Annotated in this window: 18 protein-coding genes; 7 read left to right on the top strand and 11 right to left on the bottom strand. The window is 66.2% G+C overall.

What is annotated here, in order from left to right:
- Positions 1-176 precede the first annotated feature (176 nt).
- From BHE75_RS06525 to BHE75_RS06515, 3 genes are all read left to right on the top strand, one after another.
- A complete protein-coding gene (locus BHE75_RS06525) occupies positions 177-1,826 on the top strand; it encodes an electron transfer flavoprotein-ubiquinone oxidoreductase (RefSeq protein ID WP_015459884.1) in 1,650 nt (549 codons plus the stop codon).
- 125 nt (positions 1,827-1,951) lie between these two features.
- On the top strand, positions 1,952-2,347 hold the full coding sequence (locus BHE75_RS06520) for a hypothetical protein (RefSeq protein WP_070933229.1): 396 nt from the start codon (positions 1,952-1,954) through the stop codon (positions 2,345-2,347).
- 218 nt (positions 2,348-2,565) lie between these two features.
- On the top strand, positions 2,566-2,919 hold the full coding sequence (locus BHE75_RS06515; RefSeq protein ID WP_070933227.1) for a UrcA family protein: 354 nt from the start codon (positions 2,566-2,568) through the stop codon (positions 2,917-2,919).
- Positions 2,920-2,943: 24 nt separating this feature from the next.
- On the opposite strand, the gene dnaE is transcribed toward BHE75_RS06515, so the two are convergent.
- On the bottom strand, positions 2,944-6,432 hold the full coding sequence (dnaE, locus tag BHE75_RS06510) for a DNA polymerase III subunit alpha (RefSeq protein WP_070933225.1): 3,489 nt from the start codon (positions 6,430-6,432) through the stop codon (positions 2,944-2,946).
- A 115-nt stretch (positions 6,433-6,547) separates the two neighbouring features.
- Here dnaE and BHE75_RS06505 point away from each other — a divergent pair, with 115 nt between their 5' ends.
- The gene (locus BHE75_RS06505; protein ID WP_015459880.1) at positions 6,548-7,108 is read left to right on the top strand and encodes an HdeD family acid-resistance protein; all 561 of its coding nucleotides are present in this window, start codon (positions 6,548-6,550) and stop codon (positions 7,106-7,108) included.
- Between the two features lie 43 nt (positions 7,109-7,151).
- Here BHE75_RS06505 and BHE75_RS06500 read toward each other — a convergent pair whose 3' ends face one another.
- The 7 genes from BHE75_RS06500 to manD form a co-directional block, all read right to left on the bottom strand.
- On the bottom strand, positions 7,152-8,567 hold the full coding sequence (locus BHE75_RS06500; protein WP_070933223.1) for an efflux transporter outer membrane subunit: 1,416 nt from the start codon (positions 8,565-8,567) through the stop codon (positions 7,152-7,154).
- Positions 8,564-9,439: an efflux RND transporter periplasmic adaptor subunit gene (locus BHE75_RS06495; RefSeq protein WP_015459878.1), complete on the bottom strand. Its 876-nt coding sequence runs from the start codon at positions 9,437-9,439 to the stop codon at positions 8,564-8,566. The genes BHE75_RS06500 and BHE75_RS06495 overlap by 4 nt, the downstream gene beginning before the upstream one ends.
- Positions 9,436-9,651 (bottom strand): DUF1656 domain-containing protein, encoded by a 216-nt coding sequence (locus BHE75_RS06490; RefSeq protein WP_070933221.1) that lies wholly within the window; start codon positions 9,649-9,651, stop codon positions 9,436-9,438. Before BHE75_RS06490 ends, BHE75_RS06495 begins: the two co-directional genes overlap by 4 nt.
- Positions 9,648-11,696 carry an FUSC family protein gene (locus tag BHE75_RS06485; RefSeq protein WP_070933219.1) on the bottom strand — a complete coding sequence of 683 codons (2,049 nt, stop codon included), beginning with the start codon at positions 11,694-11,696 and terminating at the stop codon, positions 9,648-9,650. The genes BHE75_RS06490 and BHE75_RS06485 overlap by 4 nt, the downstream gene beginning before the upstream one ends.
- Positions 11,693-12,145 carry a MarR family winged helix-turn-helix transcriptional regulator gene (locus BHE75_RS06480; RefSeq protein ID WP_070933217.1) on the bottom strand — a complete coding sequence of 151 codons (453 nt, stop codon included), beginning with the start codon at positions 12,143-12,145 and terminating at the stop codon, positions 11,693-11,695. The genes BHE75_RS06485 and BHE75_RS06480 overlap by 4 nt, the downstream gene beginning before the upstream one ends.
- A gap of 351 nt (positions 12,146-12,496) precedes the next feature.
- Positions 12,497-14,974 (bottom strand): TonB-dependent receptor, encoded by a 2,478-nt coding sequence (locus BHE75_RS06475; protein ID WP_070933215.1) that lies wholly within the window; start codon positions 14,972-14,974, stop codon positions 12,497-12,499.
- Positions 14,975-15,236: 262 nt separating this feature from the next.
- On the bottom strand, positions 15,237-16,448 hold the full coding sequence (gene manD / locus BHE75_RS06470) for a D-mannonate dehydratase ManD (protein WP_070933213.1): 1,212 nt from the start codon (positions 16,446-16,448) through the stop codon (positions 15,237-15,239).
- A 177-nt stretch (positions 16,449-16,625) separates the two neighbouring features.
- Here manD and BHE75_RS06465 point away from each other — a divergent pair, with 177 nt between their 5' ends.
- The 3 genes from BHE75_RS06465 (at position 16,626) to msrB (ending at position 20,308) form a co-directional block, all read left to right on the top strand.
- Entirely contained in the window at positions 16,626-17,372 is a 747-nt protein-coding gene (locus BHE75_RS06465; RefSeq protein ID WP_070933211.1) for a FadR/GntR family transcriptional regulator, read from the top strand.
- A 170-nt stretch (positions 17,373-17,542) separates the two neighbouring features.
- Complete coding sequence (locus tag BHE75_RS06460) at positions 17,543-19,720, top strand: TonB-dependent siderophore receptor (RefSeq protein WP_070933209.1); 2,178 nt, start codon at positions 17,543-17,545, stop codon at positions 19,718-19,720.
- A 138-nt stretch (positions 19,721-19,858) separates the two neighbouring features.
- Entirely contained in the window at positions 19,859-20,308 is a 450-nt protein-coding gene (gene msrB, locus BHE75_RS06455; RefSeq protein WP_070933207.1) for a peptide-methionine (R)-S-oxide reductase MsrB, read from the top strand.
- A 30-nt stretch (positions 20,309-20,338) separates the two neighbouring features.
- Here the strand turns inward: msrB and BHE75_RS06450 are convergent, their stop codons facing one another.
- The 3 genes from BHE75_RS06450 to BHE75_RS06440 are packed head-to-tail and all read right to left on the bottom strand — an operon-like array spanning position 20,339 to position 23,060.
- The gene (locus BHE75_RS06450; protein WP_070933205.1) at positions 20,339-21,508 is read right to left on the bottom strand and encodes a lipid-transfer protein; all 1,170 of its coding nucleotides are present in this window, start codon (positions 21,506-21,508) and stop codon (positions 20,339-20,341) included.
- Positions 21,508-21,921 carry a MaoC family dehydratase gene (locus BHE75_RS06445; RefSeq protein WP_070933203.1) on the bottom strand — a complete coding sequence of 138 codons (414 nt, stop codon included), beginning with the start codon at positions 21,919-21,921 and terminating at the stop codon, positions 21,508-21,510. The genes BHE75_RS06450 and BHE75_RS06445 overlap by 1 nt, the downstream gene beginning before the upstream one ends.
- A complete protein-coding gene (locus tag BHE75_RS06440; RefSeq protein ID WP_070933202.1) occupies positions 21,918-23,060 on the bottom strand; it encodes an acyl-CoA dehydrogenase family protein in 1,143 nt (380 codons plus the stop codon). Before BHE75_RS06440 ends, BHE75_RS06445 begins: the two co-directional genes overlap by 4 nt.
- Positions 23,061-23,070: the final 10 nt, after the last annotated feature.

Raw genomic sequence — 23,070 nt, 5'->3', positions numbered from 1 at the left:
CGCCCGTCCAATCGCGGCTTGGCCGCCGAAAACAAGAAATGACCTAATCCCCGCATGCGCCGTTTAGACTCCATAGTTGACGTGCGGGTCAATCCAAGGCCATCGGCTTTCTGGCCGGGCCGTTCGCACGATGCGACAATCGGACGGAACGGGCGCGAAAGGAAGGACTGAGGACGATGACAACCCGCGAATCCATGACCTACGACGTCGTGATCGTCGGCGCAGGCCCCGCAGGCCTTGCGGCTGCGATCCGGCTGAAGCAGCTCGCGGAGAAAGCGGGACGCGAGCTTGCCGTCTGCGTGCTGGAAAAGGGGTCTGAGGTCGGCGCGCATATTCTTTCGGGCGCCGTAGTCGATCCGATCGCGCTGGACGAGCTGATTCCCGACTGGCGCGATCTCGATAGCCCGCTCACCGTGCCCGTCGTCCAGAATCATCACTGGATCCTGACGGAGAAGAAGCAGTTTGCGATGCCGCACCTGCTGATGCCGCCGTTCATGAACAACAAGGGCACCTATACCGTCAGCCTCGGCAATCTCTGCCGCTGGCTGGCCGGCCAGGCCGAGGCGCTGGGCGTCGAAATCTTCCCCGGCTTCGCGGCGGCCGAAATATTGTTCCATGACGACGGATCGGTGAAGGGCGTCGCCACCGGCGACATGGGCATTTCGCGCGATGGCGAGCATAAGCCCGATTACCAGCCGGGCATGGAGCTGCACGCCCAATATACCTTCTTCGCCGAAGGCGTGCGCGGCCACCTTTCCAAGGAACTGAAGCGCATCTTCGATCTGGAGGCGGACAGCCAGCCCCAGACCTATGCCATCGGCATCAAGGAATTGTGGGATATCCCGGCCGACAAGCATGTGCCCGGTCGCGTCATCCACACCCAGGGCTGGCCGCTGACGGACGAAGTGGGCGGCGGCTTCCTCTATCACCAGGCCAACAACCAGGTGGCGCTCGGCTTCGTGGTGGGCCTCGGCTACAAGAACCCGCACCTTTCGCCCTTCGAGGAATTCCAGCGCTGGAAGCAGCATCCGGCGATCCGCGCGGAGATCGAGGGCGGCCGCCGCGTCTCCTACGGCGCGCGCGCCATCAACGAAGGCGGCTGGCAGGCGGTCTGCAAGCTCGTCTTCCCCGGCGGCGCGCTGATCGGCTGTTCGGCGGGCTTCGTGAACGTGCCGCGCATCAAGGGCAGCCACACGGCGATGAAGTCCGGCATGCTGGCCGCCGAAGCCGCGTTCGACGAAATCCTGTCCGGCCGCGGCGCCAGGGAGCTTTCGGCCTATCCGCAGACGCTCAACGAAAGCTGGATCGCCAAGGAATTGAAGACCGTCCGCAACGCCGAGCCGGCGATTGCCAAGTTCGGCCCGGTGATGGGCACACTTTATGCCGGCGTCGACATGTGGCTGCATACGCTGGGCATCAAGCTGCCCTGGACGTTCAAGACGCACCGCGACAATGAGGGGCTGTGGCGCGCGGACGTCGCGCCGAAGATCAACTATCCCAAGCCCGATGGCGTCATCAGCTTCGATCGCCTCTCCTCGGTGTTCCTGTCCAACACCAATCATGAGGAGGATCAGCCGGTCCACCTGACCCTGAAGGACGCCTCGGTCCCGATCGAGGTGAACCTGAAGCTCTACGACGCGCCCGAGCAGCGTTACTGCCCGGCCGGCGTCTATGAGATCGTCGGCCAGGACGTCGGCGATCCACGTCTGCAGATCAACGCGCAGAATTGCGTCCACTGCAAGACATGCGACATCAAGGACCCCACCCAGAACATCAACTGGGTGGTGCCGGAAGGCGGCGGCGGCCCCAACTATCCGAACATGTGAGCGCGGATATTGGCGGCGCGGCGAACGGAGCCGGACATTCCCCGGCAGGATGGCAACAGCCTGCCCATGCCCCGGAGGTCGGGCGTCTATCTCCGCTCCCCTTCGCCGTCGAGAGACGCCTTGCCATGAACGACCGCGCCGTTCCCGTTCTGCCGAGCGCGGGCTTCGTTCGAACCGCGAAGTTCTTTCGTTATTTTGGCTTTGGGATCATCGCCCAGGATGACCATTGGCTCCGCCTGCGCAACGGCAGCGTCGAACTGGATTTCTGCCTGAAAAGCCCCGACCAAAACGCCCCGGAAAATCCCGCCCAAAGAGGGCTGTGCGTAATCCGGGTCGGCGATGCCGCAGCATGGCATGATATTTTTGCCAAAAGCCGGATGGCGTGGAAGGCGTTCGGAAAACCATCGCTCACATCGCTCAGCAACGCGGCATGGAATGTGCCCGCCTTCGCCGTCACCGATCCGGACGGCAATCTGATCTGGATCGTGCAAGACGCCCCGCCCTCCGACCCCACCGAATAAGGCGCGACCGGGCGATCAAGAGCGCGTCGGTGCCGGTGGAATAGCCTGATCGGCGGGCCGGCCATCGCGGCCGCCGCACGGGATTGCGCCGCCACACTCCGATAGGGGTTTGTCGCGCCCGCATTCGGGAATAATCCCGATTACATATCCGCGCATCGCGCCCGATCATGGCCCGTCACCCTCCCTCAGGCTTCCGCCTGGAATCGAAAGGATCGGCCATGCCCAAGCGCGCGATCATGTTGCTGACGGCGGTATCGCTGGCGATGCCCGTGGCGTCGGCGGCCTATGCCCAGGATATCACCGTCACCGCCCCCCGCCATAGAGAACGGTCGTCCACCACCGGTGCGCCGATCGAGACCGTCACCACATCGCGCGTGGTCAACACCGCCGATCTCGACCTTCGGACCGACGCCGGCATGAAGGCGCTGCGCGGTCGCGTCGAGGAGGCCGCACGCAAGGCCTGCGCCTGGCTGGATCAGGTCTATCCGCTCACCGCCGACGATAGCCCTCCCTGCGTCAAGACGGCGGTGGACAAGGCGATGGCGGACGCCCAGGCGCTAGCCGCCCGATAGGCGCCGCGCGGCGCCGGCCCGGCCCTAGCCGACCAGCGCCAGCTTCGGCGGCTCGACCGCGCCCAGCGTCACCGCATCGACGGCCGGCAGCCGCTCGATCCGGGCGACCAGTTCGGCGTCCAGGTTGAAATCGCGGCCCAGCAGCATATGGGCGATGCCGCCTTCGGGCGTGCGGGCGCGCAGGCGCAGTTCGCCCCGGCCGCCGCGCTGGTCCGCAACCAGATCGGCCAGCGTGCGGAGCGCCGAGGGATCGGCCGTCTCCACCTCCAGCCGCAGCCGCGTCTTGTCCGCCAGCCCCGCAAAGGGGCTCAGCGAACGGATCGTCACGCGCGGCGTATCCTCGCCCGGCCTCTTGTCCAGCTCCACGGTCAGCAGCGCGCATTCGCCCGCCCGCGCCGCCTTCTCGATCTCCTCGGACGCCAGATCGTCGAAGCAGGTGGCGATGAACTGCCCGGTCGCATCCGAACAGGTCGCCATCATGTAGCGGTTGCCGCGTGCCGACGTACGCCAGCGCGCGTCCTCGATCAGCGCCGCGATCGTCACGGTGGGCGCGGGCACGCGCCGGCCATCGTTGGACCGCTGCGGCTCCGCCACCGGCATCAGCATCAGTTCGGCATAGGTCTTGGCCCGGTTGGCGGCCGCCAGATGGCGGAAGCGATCGACGGGATGGGAGGAGAAATAGAAGCCGAACGCTTCCTTCTCCGCCGCCATCCGCTCGACCAGCGACCAGATCGCCGTCTTGGGAAGGCGGATCGGCGCCGCGCCGACATTGGCTTCGCCGAACAGGCCGCCCTGCCCGCTCTCCCGCGCCGCCGCCACCGTCGCGGCGTGGGCGAGGATCGTTTCCGCCGCCGCGTGGACGCCCGCCCGCTCGCTCGCGATGGAATCGAAAGCCCCGGCCCCCGCCAGGCTTTCGAGCTGGCGGCGGTTGAGCAGCTTGGGGTCCACGCGGTCGGCGAAATCGTCCAGCGACTTGAACGGCCCGGCCCGCTTCCGTTCGGCCACCAGCAGTTCCATCGCCTTCTCGCCCACGCCTTTCAGCGCGCCGAGCGCGTAGCGGACGCTATCGCCCTCCACCGAGAATTCGGCCTCGCTGTGGTTCACGTCCGGCGAAAGGCACGGCACGCCCATGCGGCGCATGTCATCGACGAAGATCGACAGCTTGTCCGTCAGCGCCATGTCGTAACACATGGATGCCGCGTAGAATTCCGGCTTGTGATGCGCCTTCATCCAGGCGGTGTGATAGGCGACCAGCGCGTAAGCCGCGGCGTGGCTCTTGTTGAAGCCGTAACCGGCGAACTTGTCGATCAAGTCGAACAGCTCGTTGGCCTTGCCGGCGGAGATATCCTGCTTGGCGCAGCCTTCCACGAAGCGGGCGCGCTGGGCGTCCATCTCCGCCTTGATCTTCTTGCCCATCGCGCGTCGCAGCAGATCGGCCTCGCCCAGCGAATAGCCGGCCAGGATCTGCGCGGCCTGCATCACCTGTTCCTGATAGACGAAGATGCCGTAGGTTTCCTTCAGGATGCCTTCCAGCAGCGGATGCGGATATTCGATCTCCGCGCGCCCGTTCTTCCGGTCGCCGAACAGGGGGATATTGTCCATCGGACCCGGCCGGTAGAGCGAGACGAGCGCGATGATGTCCTCGAAGCAGGTCGGCCGCACGGCGGAGAGCGTGCGGCGCATGCCTTCGGATTCGAGCTGGAACACGCCCACCGTATTGCCGCTTTGCAACAGCTTGTAGACTTCCGGGTCATCCCAGGGCAGCGCGGCGAGATCGACCTCGACCCCTTTCTGCTTCAGGAAATGCACCGCCTTCTGGAGCACCGACAAGGTTTTCAGGCCGAGGAAGTCGAACTTCACGAGGCCCGCGCCTTCGACGAACTTCATGTCGAACTGCGTGACCGGCATGTCCGATCGCGGATCGCGATAGAGCGGCACCAGCTTATCGAGCGGCCGATCGCCGATCACCACGCCGGCGGCGTGGGTGGAGCTGTGGCGTGGTAGCCCTTCCAGCTTCATCGCCAGATCGAACAGGCGCTTCACCTGCTCGTCCGCCTTATATTCGGCCGCCAGTTCCGAAACGCCGTTGAGCGCGCGGTCGAGCGTCCAGGGATCGGTCGGGTGGTTGGGCACCAGCTTGGCCAGCCTGTCCACCTGTCCGTAGCTCATCTGGAGGACGCGGCCGGTATCCTTCAGCACGGCGCGCGCCTTCAGCCGCCCGAAGGTGATGATCTGGGCGACGTGATCGCGGCCATATTTGTTCTGGACGTAGCTGATCACCTCGCCGCGCCGGGTTTCGCAGAAGTCGATGTCGAAGTCCGGCATCGAAACGCGCTCCGGGTTCAGGAAGCGTTCGAACAGCAGGCCCAGCCGCAGGGGATCGAGATCGGTGATGGTGAGCGCCCAGGCGACCACCGATCCGGCGCCCGATCCGCGCCCCGGCCCCACCGGAATGTCATGGTCCTTCGCCCATTTGATGAAGTCCGCGACGATCAGGAAATAGCCGGGAAAGCCCATGCGGACGATGATGTCGATCTCGAACTCGAGCCGCTTGGAATAGGCCTCGCGATCGACCGGCCCGTCCATGCGGGCGAGGCGCGCCTCCAGCCCCGCACGCGCATCGCGGCGCAGCATCTCGGCCTCGCCCTCACGATCGCCGGCAAGGCTGGGCAGGATCGGCTTGCGATAGGGCGCCATCACCGCGCAGCGCTGCGCCACCACCAGCGTGTTGGCGATCGCCTCGGGCAGGTCCTCGAACAGGCGGACCATCTCGTCCGCCGGCTTCATCCAGGCATCGGGGGAGGATCGCCGGCGATCGTCGCTGTCGACATAGGATGATCCGGCGATGCACAGCATCGTATCGTGCGCAGCGTGGAAATCGGGCTCCGCGAAGCAGGCGGGGTTGGTCGCGACGAGCGGCAGGTCGCGCGCATAGGCAAGCTCGATCACCGCATCTTCCGCCTCCTCCTCGGCCGCATCGCCGCGCCGGGCAAGCTCGATATAGAGGCGGTCGGGAAACAGCACCTGCAACCGATCGAGATAAGCGCGCGCGGCATCGGCCTGCCCTTCCGCCAGCAACCGGGTAATGGCCCCTTCCCCGCCGGCGGTGAGCGCGATCAGCCCGTCCGTCTTGCCTTCCAGCCGATCGAGCGGGACGTGCGCGTCCTCATGCCCCGGCCGTTCCAGATGCGCGGCCGAGACCAGTTCGCAGAGATTGTCATAGCCCTTTTCGTCCTGGGCATAGAGCGCCAGCCAATCGACGATCCCGGCCTTGCCCTCGGCCGCCCCCGGCCGCACCACGCCCAGCATCGCGCCGACGATCGGCTGCACGCCTTCCTTCTTGGCCGCATCCGAAAAGGCCATGGCGCCGTAAAGCCCGTTGCGATCGGTGATCGCGGCGGCGGGAAAACCCAGCACGCGCGCCTGCTTGGCGATCGCCTTGGGATCGATCGCCCCTTCCAGCATGGTGAAAGACGAGAAAACGCGGAGGGGAACGAAACCGGAATGGGGCATGGCCGCAGCCTAGGCCCCATGCGCCGATTCGGAAAGCGCATGTGCAGCCCGCCGCGCCGGAACCTTCTACCCCCGACGCACATTTTGCTACCGCAACGAACCACGGGAGGAGCATGTGGCCAACACCGCATCCGAACCGGGCCTGTCCCCGCCGCGCCCCATCGGCTGGGGCTGGATCCTGATCTACGGCATCGTATCGATCGCGATCGGCCTGTTCGCGCTTTTCTGGCCCTTTCCCGCAACGCTTGCGGCCACGCTCACCATCGGCGCCTTCTTCCTGATAACGGGCCTGATGTCGATCGTGTCCGGCATCAGCGCCCGCCACGAGACGCGCTGGTATGAAATCCTGTTCGGCGTGATCTCGGTCGTGCTGGGCGCGCTGCTCGCCTTCCGGCCGATCATCGGCGCGATCTCGCTCACGCTCACCGTCGCCACCTGGCTCGGCATACGCGGCGCGCTGGAAATCTACTGGGGCATCAAGATCAGGCGCCATCGCTGGCTGCTGATCGCCATGGGCGTGATCAACATCCTGCTGGACGTCTTCCTCCTGGCGACGCTGCCCTTCACGGCGCTGACGCTGCCCGGCTACATCCTCGGCATCAGCTTCCTGTTCGGCGGTTTCACCGCGATCATGGTGGCGCTGGGCTATCGCAGCGCGATCGCCGGTTTACGCTAGAGCGATTTCAGCCGGCGCTCGGAGGGTCGGGGAAGCGCGAAGGTCAAGGCTCGCGCTCCCAACCCCCGCCGAGCGAAAGGAAGATATCGACCTGGTCGAGCGCAAGCTGCACGCGCGCGGCGGCCGAAGCGCTTTCCGCCATGGCCAGGCTGCGCTGGGCATCGAGCAGGTCGAAGAAGCCGGTGCGCCCGAACAGGAACAATTTGTTGGCCTGCGTTTCGGAAAGGGCGGCGCTTTCGCGGGCCTTGTCCAACGCCTCCATCCGGTCGCGATCGCGCGCATAGGCGTTGAGCGCGGTTTCCGTCTGCCGCAGAGCCTCCAGCACGGCGGCGTCGAAGCCGGCTATCCGGGCCTCGACGCCCGCTTCCGCCTCGGCGATCCGCGCCTTCACCACCGGCCGGTTAGGAAAGGACCAGCTTATCAGCGGCCCCAGGCTGAAGCCGAAGGAAGTGCCGGTGCCGAAACCGCTCAGCGGACCCGCGAGGCCCAGTGATCCGCCCAGGCTGATCTGGGGATAGAGATCGGCCACGGCCACGCCGATCCGCGCGGTATCCGCCGCCAATGATCGTTCGGCGGCGCGGATGTCCGGCCGGCGGCGGATCAGCGAGGCGCCGTCGCCGATCGGGATCGGCTGGCGCACCGCGGGCAACCGCGCGCAGCCGGCGACCTCGCGGGGATAATCGGCCGGTGGGCGCCCCATGAGCGTCGCCAGCAGGAAGAGCTGCGCCTGCCGGTCCGCCTCGAACCCCGGCAGCGTCGCCTCGCTCTCGTTGACCGCCGTCTGCGCGCGGCTGACGTCGAAGGCCGTGCCGCGCCCGCCCCGGCGGAGCCGCCGGGTGGCATCCAGCGTCTTGGCCTGCAGCGCCACCACCTGCCGGTTGACGCCAAGGCCGTAATTGGCCGCGCACACGCCGACATAGGCCCGCGCCGTCGCGGCGGCCACGCTGACCCGCACGGCATCCCGCGCCGCCTGCACCGCCTCGGCATCGCCCTGCGCCGCCTCGATCGCGCGGGCGATCTTGCCCTGCAGGTCCAGAGGGTAGGAAGCCGAAAGGCCGATATCGTAGCCGACATTGCCCGGCAGGCCGCGCCCCGTGCCGGAGGGGCGGGCAAGATCGGCCGCGCCGCTCAGCGTCGTGGATATCGTCCGTCCGGCCGCCGCCTCGCGCACCACGGCGGTGGCGCGGCGCAGATTGGCGTCGGCTTCGCGCAGATCGGCATTGGCGGCCAGCGCCTGCTCGATCAGCCCGTCCAGCACCGGATCGTCGTAGAGCCGCCACCAGCGATCGGGCAGCGGTGCCTGCGTGAAGCCGCGTTCACCCGCGCCCGCGAACGCGCCGGTCGCGGCCCCGGCCGTCGCCGCAGAATGCTCCGGCGGACGATAATCGGGGCCGGCGGTAGTGCAGGCGGCAAGGCCCGCCGTCGCCGCGAGCAGCAGGGCAAAGGCGGCGCGGTTCATTTCTCGTCCGCCGGCTGCACCGTCACGGTCGCCGTCCGCCCGACGATGAGTTGCACGTCCTTGGGCACCTGCGTCAGCTTCACGCGCACCGGGATGCGCTGCGCCAGCCGCACCCAGGAGAAGGTCGGCTCCACATCGGGCAGCAGGTTGGGGGAATCGGCGCGGCCGCTGTCGTGGATGCCGGCGGCGATGCTTTCCACATGCCCCTTCAATTCCTCCTCCTCGCCCATCAGCCGCACCGTCACCGGTGCGCCCACACGGATGCGCGGCAGCTTGGTCTCCTCGAAATAGCCTTCGACCCTGAGGCTGTCGGTATCGACCAGCGCCATCGCCTGCTGGCCAGCGGCCACATAATCGCCGGGATGGAGATCGAGATTGGTGACGATTCCGCGCACCGATGCGCGCACCTCGGTGCGCTTCAGATTGAGGGCCGCCGCCTCCTGCGCAGCGATCGCGACGTCCAGCGCGGCGCGCGCGGTTTCCACGGCGGCCACATTCTGCTCGTGCGTCTCGGTGGCGACGAGATCGCCCAGCGCCACGTCGCGCTTCGCCTCGCGCTGCGCCTGCGCCAGCGTGGCCCGCGCGCTGGCGATGCTGGCGCGCGCCTGATCATAGGCCAGCGAATAACGCGGCCGATCGATCACGAAGAGGAGGTCGCCCGGCTGCACCACCTGATTGTCGCGCACCGCCACCTGGGTGATGAGGCCGCCGATATCGGGCGTCACCCGCACCACATCGGCCCGCACCCGGCCGTCCCGCGTCCAGGGGCTGCGTTCATAATGGTTCCACATCCACAGCGCGACGATCACGGCGAGGAGGACGATGATGATCGTCGCGGCGCTGCGCGAGATCGTGGACAGGAGGTTCTTCATAAGCGGATACCAAAGCGGGCGAAGGCCCAGACTAGCAGGCCGAGGATGAGGACGAACATCGCCAGGTCCACCATCGCCCGATAGGCGACGAAGCGGTAGAACCCGAACAGCGATGCCATCCGCACGGCGAAGCCGGTCAGCAGCAGCGCCACGAACGCCAGCATCAGCAGCGTCGGCACGAACACGCCGCCGATGGAAATCTCCCCGATCATGCCTCGGCTCTCCGATAGGGCACGGCATCGGGAAACAGCGCCCGCCGCAGGCTCACGAGCGAAAGCGCGGCGGTGCGCCGCACCGGCGCCGATGGATTGGCGACCAGCACGTCCATCGCCCGGTCGATATTGCGGAGCACCTTCTCATCCGGCGGGGTCGGCCGGTCGGGGTCCAGCCCGGCATAATATCGGCCCACGTCGCGCAGCACCGGCGTCAGCACGCCGCCCTGCACGCGCGGCAGATCCAGCCGCAGCTGGCGCAGCTCGCCGATGGCGAGGCCGGTGCGCATGTCGCGCAGCGCATCATAGGCCGGCATGCCCGGATCGCGGCTGCGCGCGGCGAGCCTGGGGGTGAGCAGGGCCGCGCGATCCAGCATGCGGTTGATCCACGCCCGGATATCGGGCGCGGTCGTCAGGTTGGCGCGGCTGGCGATATCCGCCCAGCCCGCCTTCACCGTGCGGCGGATGGCGCCTTCCGCGCCCGCCGACTGGAGCAGGCGGACGATCACGATCGCCAGAATGATCCCCAATAGCTGCGCGATGCCGCCATTCACATAAGGCGCGAACTCGCTGTCATAGGTCGCGGCGAGCAGGCTGGGATTGGCCAGCCCCATCATCGCCGGCAGGGCAAGCCCGGCATAGCGCGGCGACGTCATCAGCGCGCCGCCCACCAGCAGCGCCGGCGCCAGCGCCGCCGCCAGCATGGGAAAACCGTCCATGCGCGGCAGGATCGCGAAGGCATATATGCCGCCGACGATGATCGCCACCGCCGTGCCGATGAAGAAGGCCTTCAACGGCGCGACCGGATCGTCCATCGCCGCGAACAGGGCGATGAACACGCCCATCAGCATCACGGCGCCGCTGCCGTCCTGCCAGCCGCTGGCGATCCACAGCGTGCAGCCGACGATGATCGCGATGGCGGCGGACATGGCGGCGCGCGCCGCGCCCCAATAATCACGGTGCAGCGCGCGCGCGGTCGGCTGATCGAGCAGCTCGGCCACGCGCGGCGTAACCGGATGGCGCGAATGGGTCTCCATCTGGTCGCGCAGGTCGCGGCAGTCGCGATGCACGCCGATCAGCTCGGCAAGCCGGGAAAGCAGGCTGATCCGCAGCGCATCGTCCCACCCCATCGCCGCCGTCGCCTCCGGCTCCAGCATGGCGCAACGGGCGCGCAGCGCCTCGGCGGTGGCATCGCGTTCCGCCCAGTCCTGCGGCATGTCCGCCAGCCAGGCGCGCACGTCCTCGATCAGGGCGGCGATGGCGGGCGGCAGCCTGCCGCCATCGCGCACCAGCACCGTCATCCTGTCGTCCACCGCCGCCGCCAGCGGCAGCGCCAGCGAAAGCTGATCCTGCAACGCCCGCACCGTGCGCACGCGCGGCGCGATCCGCACCGTCTCATAAGGCAGGTGCGTGGAAAGCTGATGGAGCTCGTTGATATCCAGCGCCAGCCGCTGCCTGTCCTTGGCCAGGCCCGGCACCGCCTCGCGCGCGATCGAATCGCGGGACCAGCGCTCGGCATCGCGCAGCATCCCTTCCACCCGGTTCAGCAGCAGCTCCGTCACCGAGCTTGGCAGGATCGCGCCGTGGACGAAGCTGGCGCAGAGGATGCCGATGGTGATCTCCTGCACGCGCAGGCTGGCGACGGTGAAGATGTCGCCCGGCGCGTCCACGCTGGGCAGGCCGATGATGCAGGCGCTGTATCCCGCCAGCACGAACAGATAGGCGCGCGGCGTGCGATCCAGCACCGATACGAACACGCAGAGCGCCAGCCACAGCGCGAAGCCCAGCGTCAGCAGCTCCGGCGCGTTGACCAGCCGCGGCACCATGAACACGGCGACGGCCGCGCCCACGATGGTGCCGATCACGCGGAATATGGCCTTGGAAAGCACCGCGCCGGCCAGCGGCTGGGCAACGATATAGGCGGTGGTGACGGCCCAATAGGGCCTCGGCAGGCCGATGCGCAGCGCGATATAGAGCGCGAGCATGGCCGAGCCATAGCATTTCAGCGCGAACAAGGCGGCCGGCAGCCCAAACCTTTGCGTCATGCGCCCTGGCCTCGCTTCATGGACAGCCGGTCAGCGAGAATTTCGCACAAGCGCAGGGTTGCCTCAAGGTCGGCATCGGAAATGCCGTCCAGCAGGTCATGCCGCAGCGCGGCCAGCCGCTCCTCGATCCGTTCGGCCAGGGCATGGCCTTCGGCCGTCAGGTGGATGCGGTTGACGCGGCCATCCTCGGGATCGGGCTTGCGGGCGATCAGCCCCGCCCCTTCCAGCTGGTGAAGCGTGCGCACCAGCGTCGCCTCCGCCACCTCCACCACGCGGGCGAGATCGGCCTGGCGGGCCTCGTCCCCCATGCGGGCAAGGTGGATCAGGCACCAGCCCGTCGACGTGGAAACCCCCAGCCCCGCCAGCATCTGATCGCCCAGCTGTCGCCACTGCCGCGCAAGGGGCAGCAGCCGCATCGCAAGGCGGCGTTCGGACTCGTAACGGGGCATGAACGTTAGTTAGCACGCTAAGCGAATTTCTCAAGATCGATTTTGCACTGCACAATCGATTGCGCGCATCCTGTTCATTCGCGGAAATCAGGCACCGGCATCGGGCCGGGTTATGGGAATGCTGGCCTGCCCCAGCCTGCAATTCTGGACGGTATCGTCGCCGGCAAGGGTGGCCGACTCTATCGTCAGGGGAACGGCCTGCGCCTGAAGCCGCCTTCCCCGAAGCGCCGAACCGGACCGATCTTCCTTCGGCCCGGCTCGATCCCGGCGAAACCTGTCGCAACGCGATGGCCTTCCGGCTCCTCCGAGACCGGCCGGGAATGCGGCTGCACTCCCGGCCGGGCACGATCATCAGAAGGAGAATTTGATCGTGCCGCCCCAGGTCTGGGGATCTCCCAGCTGGGCGGAGATCAGACCGGTATTACCCGGCGTGACTGCCAGCGATTCGAAGTAATTCTGATCGAACGCGTTACGCACCCACCCGAAGATATCAAAATTGTCGGTGCGGAAGCCCGCGCGGAAGTTATGGATCGAATAGCCGGAGATGTCGGTGTAGATCGACCGCGAGGCGTTGGACGAGAATTTCGAACGGTAGTTGGCGTCATAGCCGAGATAGGCCTGGCCATCGCGGCCGAGGATGGTCGCCGGGATGTTATATTCGGCACCCCAGGAGAAAGCCCATTTCGAGATACCCGGCATCCACTGCCCGGAGACATCGCAATTGGCCGGGCTGTTGGCGCCGGGCGTGGCCGGCGGCCCCACGGGCGTGCCGGTGCCGCCGCCCGCCAGTTCGGGCGGGCAAGGCGCGTCGACGAACTTCTTGAACTCATGATCGGTGAAGGCGCCGCTCAGATAGGCGTTCAGGCGTTCCGAGGGGCGCACGGTGAAATCGGCCTCGATACCGCGGACGCGAACCTTGTCGGCGTTGGCAAGATAGCCGCGCAGCACGTTGCTGCCGCTGACATTGCTGATCACGCTGGCCTGGAAATCCTTGATCTCGGTCCAGAAGCCGGTGAGGTTGAACGTCGCCCGGCGATCCCAGAACTGGGTCTTCACCCCCAGCTCGAAGTGGTTGACCTTCTCCGGCTTGATCTGCGCGACCTCCAGCGCCGGGGTGCCGTCGGCGTGGCTCGGCACGCCATTCAGGTTGATGCCGCCGGTTTTGAACGACCGCGCATAGGTCGCATAGGCCATCACGTCGGGCGTGAACTTGTAGGAGACGTTGAGGTCGTAGGAGAGATTCCAGTCGCTGAAATCGGGCTCGAAGAACTGGGACGCCTGCACGCCACGCTGCGCTGCGGTCCACGGATCGTTATAATAAGGGCTCGCGGGATCGCTGCTGATTATCTGGCGCGTGCCGTCGGAGGCCGTGCCCGTCACGACCGAGTCATAGAGCCCTTCCTTCTTGTCATAGTTGATGCGGATGCCCGGCGAGATCGTCAGTTCGTCGGTCAGGTGCCAGTTGAGCTTGCCGAAGGCGGCAAGGCTGAGATTCTTCAGCCGGATGTCATTTTCGGCCAGCACGCCGTTGAGCACGGCGGGATTGAGCGAAAGCGGGCTGCTCGGCGCCAGCAGCCACGCGCTGGCGGCCGTGCCGGTTTCCTGGACGCCCGTGGTGTGGATCTTCTGATAGAAAGCGAAACCGCCGACCACGAAATCGAACTTGTTCGCTTCATAGGCGTAGCGCAGTTCCTGCGTATACTGATCCTGATGGGTCGGATTGTTGACCTTGGTATAGACCGGAAGCCCGGTGAAATCGCGATCGTTCTTCGGCCCCCAATCCCAATAGCGCCATGCAGTGACCGAGGTCAGGGTGCCGCCGCCGACATCCCATTCAGCACGCAGCGATGCGCCGCCCAGCTCGTTGCGGGCGGCCAGATCCGCATCCAGATCGGTCAGGCGATCGAACGGGTTGGTGCTGGGCACCTTATAGCCGGGGAACAAGGCGGTCAGGGCGGCATATTGCCGGTTGAGCGCGCGCTGGGTGGTTCCCACGCGAGCATAGATCTGGCCGCAGCAGATCGGATCCTGCAGGTTCCAGTCACCCGAAAGCGTGATGTTGAGCGTCTCGGTGGGCTTCCAGAGCAATGCGCCGCGGATGCCGATATTATCCTGCGAGTTGATCCAGGTATCGGTCGTCACATTGTAGATCGTGCCGCGACGATCCGTGCTCGAAACGCTGATCCGCGCGGCCAGATTGTCGCTCAACGGCCCGGAGACCGAAGCCTTGGCCTGCTTGAAATTGTAATTGCCGAGCGAAACCTCGGCCTTGCCCTCGAAGTCGAAGGAGGGCGCACGGGTCGTGATGTTGATCGCGCCGGCGGTGGTGTTCTTGCCGTAAAGCGTGCCCTGCGGGCCGCGCAGCACCTCGATCTGCTCCACATCCACGAAGTCCAGCGTCGCGGACGCGATGCGGTTGTAATAGACCTGATCGATATAGATGCCGACGCCCTGCTCGAAGCCGTCGTTGGTCAGGCCGAACGGCGCACCCAGGCCGCGGATGTTGATGAAAGTGTTTCGCGGATTGGTCGAAAAGAACTGCAGGGTCGGCTGCAACTGGGTCAGCCGGTTCAAATTATAGGCGCCCTTGGATTCCAGCGCGGCGCTGCCGACCACGGAAACCGCCACCGGCACGTCCTGAACATTCTCCTCGCGGCGGCGCGCCGTGACCAGGATGTCGCCCGCGCCATATTCGGCGGCCGTGGTTTCCGGCTCTTCCGCATGCGCCGCCACCGTTCCGGCCGGCAGGCTGGCCAGGCAAGTCAGAACCCCGACGAGCAGCGATCGGCCGGCAACCTGGCCCGATCGGCCCTTCCCCCTGTTAAACATTGCTTCTCCCCTTATCTATAGAAAAAGTAGACAAAAAGCGCGCGCACAATCACGTCGGCGGAAATGCCGTCCGCAAATTCTCTTTCCAGTTGGTAGAGAAGATCTAGATCGCGCTGTTCCGGCCCGGAACAATGAAATTTTTGGGCCGCGCCTAGTTTGCCTTGGCCGATCGCGCGATTCTGCTTTCCCGCCGGGCAGGAAGTTCATGCCAGCCTTGCTGAAATCGTGTCCGGACCGTCCTTTCGGGGCGGTCCCACCGCGATCACCAGTTGGTCATGGTGCCGTCCTGGAGGCGGTTCACGGGGAGGTAGGCGCGCTTATANTCGTATCTGGCGGCCAGCTCCTCGTCGATGTCCACGCCCAGGCCCGGCTGGTCGCCGGGATGCATCAGGCCGTCGGCAAAGCCGTAGGCATGGGGGAAGACGGCATCGGTCTCGGCGGTGTNGCGCATATATTCCTGGATGCCGAAATTNGGCACCGACAGCCCGAAATGCAGCGCCGCCGCCATGCACACCGGCGACAGATCGGTCGCGCCATGGCAGCCGGTGCGGACATTGTGCAGGTCCGCGAAGCTCGCGATCCGCCTGAGATGGGTGAGCCCGCCGGCATGGACCACGGTGGCGCGGATATAGTCGATCAGCTGCTCCTCGATCAGCTGCTTGGCATCCCAGATCGAATTGAACACCTCGCCCACCGCCAGCGGCGTCGTGGTGTGCTGGCGGATCAGGCGGAAGTTCGCCTGGTTCTCGGCCGGGGTCGCATCCTCCAGCCAGAAGGGGCGATAAGGCTCCAGATCCTTGCCCAGCCGNCCCGCCTCGATCGGCGTCAGCCGGTGGTGGATGTCGTGGAGGAGATGCACGTCCCAGCCCAGCGCCTCGCGCGCGGCCTCGAACAGCGGCGGCACCGAACGGAGATATTTCTCGCTCGACCAGACATTCTCGGTCGGCAGGTCGGCATCGGCGGGCTCGTAGAAATAACGGTCCTTCGACACGCCATAAGTGGAGGTCAGCCCCGGCACCCCCGATTGCAGGCGGATCGCCTTATAGCCCTGCTCCTGATAATGGAGCGCATTGTCGATCGTCTCCTCGATCGTCCTGCCATTGGCGTGGCCATAGACCATCACGCCNTCGCGGCTCGCGCCGCCGAGCAGCTGGTAGACCGGAAGCCCGGCGATCTTGCCCTTGATGTCCCACAGCGCGGTATCGACCGCCGCGATCGCCGACATCGTCACCGGCCCGCGCCGCCAATAGGCGCCCTTGTAGAGGAACTGCCAGATATCCTCGATCCGGTGCGCATCCCGCCCGATCAGGCAGGGCGCGACATGATCGGCGAGGTAGGAGGCCACCGCCAGCTCGCGACCGTTCAGGGTCGCGTCGCCCAGTCCATATATGCCCGCCTCCGTCTCGATCTTCAGCGTCACGAAATTGCGACCAGGGCTCGTCACGATAACCCGCGCAGCGGTGATCCTCGGCATGGCTGTCCTGAAGCTATGCGGGAGGCGCCTTTCGCCTCCACCCTGACCAATATTATCAATTGGCCTTACCAAAATCAACGCCGGCTCGACGCATTCATCGTCGCCCGAAGCATAAGCCTGGAACGGAACGCCGGAACCGCCATTGCCCGAATTGGCCATACCGGTTAACACCCGGGCATGGAGCTTGAGGATACCGGCCGGCTATATGAGCGCGTGTCGCGCGACCTTGCCGGCAGGATCGCCGCCGGCGAATATCCGGTGGGCCAGCGCCTGCCGGCGGAACGCGCGCTCGCGCAGGCTTATGCCGTATCGCGCCCCACGATCCGCGAAGCCATCTTCGCGCTCGAGCTGGACGGGCTGGTCGAAGCCCGGATGGGATCGGGCGTCTATGTGATCTCCCGCCTGCCCCAGGAGGGCGAGGCGGTAAAGAATGATATCGGCCCGTTCGAACTGATCGAGGCTCGCCGCCTGATCGAAGGCGAGGCCTGCGCACTGGCGGCCGCGCGCATCACCGATGCGGAAATCGAGGCGCTTGCCGCATTGGTCGACGAAATGCGCGATGCGGACAGGCTTGCGGCCGCCGAGGATGCCGACCGCCGCTTCCATCTGGCCATCGCCAGGGCGACCCAGAACAGCGCGATGGTGGCCGCCGTGGACATGCTGTGGGATGCGCGGGCGCGCTCCCCCCAATATCAGATCATGAGTGGCAGGGCGCACGCCGCCGGCATCGGCCCCCGCGCGGACGAACATGCCCGCATCCTCGATGCGCTGCGCCTGCGCCAGCCCGATCTGGCGCGCGCCGCCATGCGCGATCACCTGACCCAGGTGCTCGAATCCGTGCTGGCGGCGACCGAGGTGCAGGAAATGGAACAGGCCCGCGCCCGCATCGAGGCGCACCGCCTCAAATACGGCACCCCCGCCTGAGGAAAGGCCGGCCGGCCGCAACATTCGCGGTAGTGCACGCGCGCCCAAGAGCCGGCTCACGCCGATTTTGATCCTCTACGCCGGCCATGTTGACAGGTCCGGCATCACCCCATAGTTGCCGCAAACGATTCTCAATAGCGTTTTTGCCAAGCTATTCCGGGGTGATTGAAATGATCCTACTGCCTTCCCTCGCGCTGTCCCGGCGCGGCCTGTCCTGCGCCGCGCTTGCCTTGGCATTGGCGATCGGGAGCCCGCCGGCATGGGCGCAATCGGAACAGGAAGCGAAAGCCGAAAAGGCCGGGGACAGCGGCGACATCATCGTCACCGGCTCCTACACCACCAACGAAAAGCTCGGCTCCGCCACCGGCCTCGGCCTCTCCATCCGCGAAACGCCGCAATCCGTGACGGTGATGACGGCGCAGCGCCTCGAGGATCAGGGCATCCGTGCGCTGAGCGACGTCATCAACAATGCCGCCGGCGTGTCGTCCAAGGCGTTCGACAGCGCCCGCAACGGCTTTTCCGCGCGCGGCTTCGCGATCGACAATTACCAGATCGACGGGGTGCCGCTGCAATGGGATTCTGCCTACAGCGCCGGCGAATCCGAAATCGACGTCGCCCTTTACGAGCGGGTCGAGATCGTGCGCGGCGCCACCGGCCTGCTGACCGGCGCGGGGAATCCCTCGGCCTCGATCAACCTCATCCGCAAGCATGCCGACAGCGATCGCTTCACCGCGACGCTCACCGCCGCAGCCAGCCGCTGGGACAATTATTTCGCGATGGCCGATGTCAGCGCGCCCGTCACGGGCAATGGCGACGTGCGGGCGCGGGTCGTCGCCAAATATGAGGAAGGCGACAGCTTCACCGATCTCCTCCACAACAAGAAGCTCGTGCTCTACGGCGTCGTCGATGCCGATCTGACGCCCACGACCAAGCTGAGCTTCGGCGCCAGCTATCAGGACAATGATCCGCGCGGCACCCAATGGGGCGGCCTGCCCGTCTGGTATTCCGATGGCTCGCGCACGGACTGGAAACGCTCCAAGACCGTGGGCGCGGACTGGACGCGCTGGGGTTCGACCAACCAGACCTATTTCGCCAACCTCACCCAGCAGATCGGCGAAAACTGGTCGGTCCTCGCTTATGGCAGCTATTCCGAGAACAAGAGCAACATGCATCTGCTCTATCTTTCGGGTCAGGTGGACAAGCAGACCGGTTTGGGCCTCGGTGCCTTTGGCGCCCGCTACGACGGCAAGCTAGACCAGGCGGATGTCGGTGTCCGCGTCAACGGCAAGTATCAGCTTTTCGGCCGCGAGCATCAGCTGGTTTTCGGCGCGAGCTACGCCAGGCAGGATCTGGATTTCTACAGCTTCGCCGCCGATCCGGCCACGGTCGCCACGCCGGGCGACTTCTTCGCATGGGACGGCTCCTACCCGGAACCCGTGTGGAGCAGCACCGCATCCCACGATGTCGATCAGATCACCAAGCAATGGGGCTATTTCGGCGCGACCCGTCTTTCGATCACGGATGAGCTGAAGGTCATCCTTGGGGGGCGGCTGAGCAGTTGGAAGCGCAGCGGCACATCCTATGGCGCGATCGCCGATTTTGGCGACAAGAACCGCTTCCTGCCCTATGCCGGCATCCTCTACGACATCGCGTCCAACCACACGATCTATGCGAGCTATACCAAGATCTTCCAGCCGCAGAACTATCAGGATCGCAACGGCGATTTCCTGCCGCCGGTCACCGGCATCAACTATGAGGGCGGCCTGAAGAGCAGCTTCTTCCAGGGGAGGCTCAATACCGCCATCTCGGTCTTCCGGATCGAGCAGGACAATCTGGGGCAGGCCGATCCCGGCCAGCTCGTTCCGGGCACCATCAACCAGGCCTATTATGCGGCGGAGGGCGCGCACAGCACCGGTTTCGAGGTCGAAGCGAACGGCGAGCTGTTGCCGGGCTGGGCGCTGAGCGCCAATTACACCCAGTTCAAGGCCAAGGACGCCGACGGCAACCGCATCAACACGTTGTTCGCGCAGAAGCTTCTGCGCCTGTTCTCCACCTATCGTTTCGGAGGATCGCTGGACGGCCTCACGGTCGGCGGCGGCGTGAACTGGGAGGGGCTGAGCTATACCGATACCGAAAATCCGGTGCTCGGCACGCCCGAGCGCCTGAAGGTGAAGCCCTATGCGCTGGTCAACCTCATGGGCCGTTACCAGTTGCAGAACGGCCTATCCCTGCAGGTGAATATCGAAAACCTGTTCGATAAGAAATATTACTCGCAGATCGGCTTCTACAACCAGCTTGCCTATGGCGAGCCCCGCAACGTCACCGTCACGCTGCGCTACCATTATTGAGGGATGACATGCCCGGCGCCCTCCCCCAAAGCGGAGGGCGCTTTTCTTTCGCTATCCCCCTGCCCGCCCACTGGAAGGAATGGCGCATCGTCGCGATATTGCGGCCGATACCTGCATCCCATTCCATGGAGCGCACACATGACCAGCTATCGCAAGACGGAGGAAGCCGTCGCCCGGCTCTCCCCCGAACAGTTCCGCGTGACGCAGCAGAGCGGAACCGAGGCCCCCGGCACCGGGGAATATCTCCACAATCACGAAGCCGGCATCTATGTCGATATCGTGTCGGGCGAGCCACTCTTCGCCTCGTCGGACAAATATGAATCCGGCTGCGGCTGGCCCAGCTTCACCAAGCCGATCGAACCCGCCAATGTGGCGGAACTGCGCGACACCAGCCATGGCATGGTCCGCACGGAAGTCCGATCGGCGCATGGCGACAGCCATCTCGGCCATGTCTTTCCCGATGGCCCGCGGGATCGGGGCGGCCTGCGCTACTGCATCAATTCCGCCGCGCTGCGCTTCATCCCGCGCGCCGAGATGGAGGCGCAAGGCTATGGCGCCTATCTCGACCAGGTCGAGGATATCGGCTGAATATATCGCGCCCGGAGATATCGCGTCCCGTCAATCCGGCGAGAGGATCAGGCCGCTGGTCGGAACGCCGGTGCCGGCGGTGACGACCACGTTGCGGATGCCGTCCACCTGATTGGGTGAGGTGCCGCGCACGAGGCGGACGGCTTCGGCGACGCCGTTCAGCCCGTGGATATAGGCCTCGCCCAGCTGGCCGCCATGGGTGTTGATCGGCAGCCGGCCGCCCAGCTCGATATTGCCCTCGCGGATGAAATCCCTGGCCTGACCCTCCTTCGCAAATCCGAACGCCTCGAGCTGCGGCAGCACGAAGGGGGTGAAATGGTCGTACAGGATCGCCGCCTGCACGTCGGCCGGGCCGATGCCGGCCTGGGCGTAGAGCTGGTCGGCGACGATGTTCATTTCCGATATGCGGCCGATATCCTTGCGGTAATAGCTGGTCATCATCTGGCTGTCGTCGCCCGCGCCCTGCGCCGCCGCGCGGATCACGGCGGGCGCGTTGCGCAGCCTGCGCGCGCGTTCCAGCGAGGTGACGACCACCGCGACGGCACCGTCCGATTCCTGGCAGCAATCGAGCAGGCGAAGCGGCTCGACGATCCAGCGGCTGGCCTGGTGATCGGCCAGCGTGATCGGCTTTTCATAGAACCAGGCGCGCGGATTGGTGGCGGCGTGGCGGCGGGCGGCAACGGAAACGCGGCCGAAATCCTCCGACGTCGCGCCGTGATCGTGCATGTAGCGCCGCGCCTGCATCGCCACCCAGGATGCGGGCGAGATCAGGCCGAAGGGCACATACCAGCCATAATGGGCGGACTCCGCGGTCGGCACCGGCGGCGGCGTGTGGCCGGTGCCGAAGCGATATTGCGATCGCTCGTTCATCGCGCGGTAGCAGACGACCACCTCGGCGATGCCGGCCGCGATCGCCATCGCGGCATGCAGGATCGGCGCGCAGGCCGCCCCGCCGCCATAATGGATGCGGCTGTGGAATTTGAGCTGCCGGCCGCCGATCGCGCGGAACAGCTCGATCTCGGGATTATTGTCCATGGTGTAGGTGGAAAGCCCGTCCACCTCCGCCGGATCGATGCCGGCGTCGGCCAGCGCGGCGAGCGTCGCCTCCACCGCGAGGCGCAGTTCCGAACGCCCGCTATTCTTGGAGAATTCCGTGGCGCCGATGCCCGCGATCGCCGCCTGGTTGCTGATCATGCCCATCAGCGCGCTCCTTCCGCAAAGCCGATGGTGACGGTGGCGGCGACATGCTCGCCGATGCCGTTGCGGCCGGATATCCTGATGTCGGCCGTCCGCCCGTCCTGATCGACGGCCTCGACCTCGCCATTGAGCTTCATGACGTCACCGACGAAATTGGGCGCCCCCAGCCGGATCGCGATCTTGCGAATGCGCGCCGCCGGCCCGGTCCAGTCGGTGACGAACCGCTGGACGAGGCCGTTGGTGGTCAGGATGTTCATGAAGATATCCGGCACGCCCGTCGCCTGCGCGGCGGCCTTGTCATGATGGACGTCCTGGAAATCGTTGGTGGCGATGGCGCCCGCGACGATCGCCGAGGCGGTGATCGGGATGGCGAGTTCGGGCAGCGCCTGCCCGGGCCGGATATCGTCGAAGGTCATGCCTCAACCCCTGAGAGCAACTGGGTTTCGCCGGCCGCAATGGCGCGGCCGATCGCGGCCAGCATGGGCTGGGCGCCGCCCAGCGCGACCTCCACCCGCTTGGCCGCCAGGAAATAGCGGTGGATGGGATAATCCGTATCCGCGCCGATCCCGCCGTGGAGATGCTGGGCGCTGTGCGCCACGCGATGCCCGCCGATCGCCGCCCAATATTTGGCCGTCTCGATCTCGGCCGGGGACGTGATCCCCTCGCCCAGCAGCCATGTCGCGCGCATCGCGGTGGATCGCATCGCCTCGACATCGATGAACCCGTCCGCCACGCGATGCTGCACCGCCTGCATCGATCCCAGCGGCCGATCGAACTGGGTGCGTTCGCTGGAATAAGCCGCCGTGCGCCGGAGCGCCTCGGCGCATATGCCGACCTGCAGATGCGCCAGCCCGGCGCGGGCGCGGTCCACGATCCAGCGGGCGATGGCGTCGCCGTCACCGGCCTTGCCGAGCAGATCGGCCGCGCCCACCGGCGCGGCATCGAACCTGATCTCCGCCTGCGGCGCGCCGTCCGTACCCTGCTGGTCCGCGACCGCGACGCCCGCGCCGCGGGGATCGACCAGGAAGACGAGGACGCCTGCCTCCCCCATCGCCGGCACGATGATCCGTTCGGCCTGCGCGCCATAGGGCACGGCCGTCTTGACGCCATCCAGCACCCAGCCATCGCCCGATTGCCTTGCGCGCAGCATCGGCCGGATGGGATCGGGGTTGCCGGCCTCCTCCAGCGCCGCCGTCAGGATCGCCTCGCCGGCCGCGACGCGCGGCAGGATCGCCTGCTGGGCGGCCGAGCCGAAAGCCGCGACCGGCAAGGCCCCCATCACCAGCGAGGCGAGGATCGGCACCGGCGCCAGCCTCCGTCCCTGTGCCTCCAGCAGCAATCCAAGCTCGGCCATGCCGAACCCCAGCCCGCCATGCGCTTCGGGAATGCCGATGCCGAGCAGGCCCGCTTCGGCCAGGGCACGCCAAAGCGCCGGATCATCGCCCGTTCCGCTTTTGGTCAGCGCCCGCAGGCTCTCGTCCGTGCAATGATCGGCGAAGATCCGCGCGGCGAGATCGCGCAGGCTCTTCTGGTCGTCGCTGAGCGCGAAATCCACCGCCTTCTCC

Source organism: Edaphosphingomonas haloaromaticamans (assembly GCF_001853345.1).
Classification (GTDB): domain Bacteria; phylum Pseudomonadota; class Alphaproteobacteria; order Sphingomonadales; family Sphingomonadaceae; genus Sphingomonas_E; species Sphingomonas_E fennica.
Note: the sequence above shows the minus strand (reverse complement) of the source record. Positions and strands in the feature narration are given on the sequence as shown.